3 protein-coding genes are annotated in these 1,178 nt (G+C 55.3%); 1 reads left to right on the forward strand and 2 read right to left on the reverse strand.

Annotated elements, in window-relative coordinates:
* A partial coding sequence (locus DN412_RS42885) for a cation transporting ATPase C-terminal domain-containing protein (RefSeq protein ID WP_341868112.1) occupies positions 1–318 on the forward strand: 318 nt, incomplete at its 5' end.
* Between the two features lie 251 nt (positions 319–569).
* Here DN412_RS42885 and DN412_RS42890 read toward each other — a convergent pair.
* Positions 570–830, reverse strand: a complete 261-nt coding sequence (locus tag DN412_RS42890) for a transcriptional regulator (RefSeq protein ID WP_115216998.1) — start codon at positions 828–830, stop codon at positions 570–572.
* A gap of 122 nt (positions 831–952) precedes the next feature.
* Positions 953–1,060: an Hsp20 family protein gene (locus DN412_RS42895; RefSeq protein ID WP_425267500.1), complete on the reverse strand. Its 108-nt coding sequence runs from the start codon at positions 1,058–1,060 to the stop codon at positions 953–955.
* Positions 1,061–1,178 lie beyond the last annotated feature (118 nt).

Consider the following 1,178-nt stretch of genomic DNA (forward strand, 5'->3'; position numbering starts at 1 on the left):
ACGGTCTTTCATGCCGGCGAGAGGCTCTTCCATACCGGTTGGTTCATTGAGTCCATGGCCACGCAGGTGCTGGTTATCTTCATCATCCGCACCCGTAGGAATCCTTTCAGGAGCTACCCGAATTCGTGGTTCATCGCCTGTTCACTGGCGGTGGTGGCGGTGGCCGTGCTGCTGCCGTTCACCTCTGCTGGCGTGCATCTCGGTTTCGTCGCGCCGCCGGCATTCTTCTTTCTCATCCTCGCTGCCATGCTGTTCTTCTATCTGTTGGCGGTGGAAGGCATGAAACAATGGTTCTTCCGTCGCTTTGCAGCAGAGTGACGCAGCAGGGTGAATTCTTATCCCAGCTACGCCGTCCCTCATCGCAACAAAGCCATCTGAACGGCACTCCCGGCAGCAACCGTTTGAACTCCACCCCAGGGATCTCGTCCCAAGGAAGACTGGAGGCAATGTGGCAGGAGAATCTGTGCCTCCAGCTACATGTGCATCGTCTGGATAGGCCTGCTTCCAGGTGAGTATCCAATCGGGAAGGTATTCCTATTTCGCTCGCAGTCCCAATAGCACGCAGGATCTCATTCTGACTTATCGAAGATGCCGGCCTCGAGATCTTTCCTGAAATGCTGAACCCAATCGGTTTCATAGCCGATGGGGTATTCCCTTGTAACTTGTGTCGATAGTCTGGTTATCGTGACGTAGCCCTGTAAACCGAAGTTCTCGTCGCCTTTTGGGTCAGTCGTATCCGTTTCCTGGAGTTCGAAATCACCTGCTGCCAGACCATGACGCTGCAAGGCCGCAAGAAAGTCCTGCTGTTCATCCAGTTCGATCAGTCGCATCGTCGGCCCCTCAATGTTCAGAGGGGCGAAAGCCGGAACTCTTTTTCAACGATTCCAGTTGCATGTCAGCCCTCCTACGTGTGGGCAGCCATGGGTGATGCCCACGGCCCGCCCGGCTTACCTCACGTCACCTTGACCTCAATGCGGCTCGGTTGCGCGTATTCGGCTTTCGGGATGCGCAGCTTCAGCACGCCGTGGTTGAACTCGGCGACAACCTTTTCGGCATCTATTGATCTTTCCGTAAATCATGACATCACCACAACGTTGCCTGAACCCAGCACGCGGCGATGATCGAAGGCCGGTGTTGAGCGCTTTTGAGCTTGTTGCGGGCGACGGTATGCAACTCAT

Source organism: Cupriavidus lacunae (assembly GCF_003353055.1).
In the GTDB taxonomy this organism is placed as follows: domain Bacteria; phylum Pseudomonadota; class Gammaproteobacteria; order Burkholderiales; family Burkholderiaceae; genus Cupriavidus; species Cupriavidus lacunae.

Bases quoted from the DNA above. Each gene is read 5' to 3' on its own strand.
- DN412_RS42890 (WP_115216998.1), bottom strand. From the start codon at position 830: ATGCGACTGATCGAACTGGATGAACAGCAGGACTTTCTTGCGGCCTTG.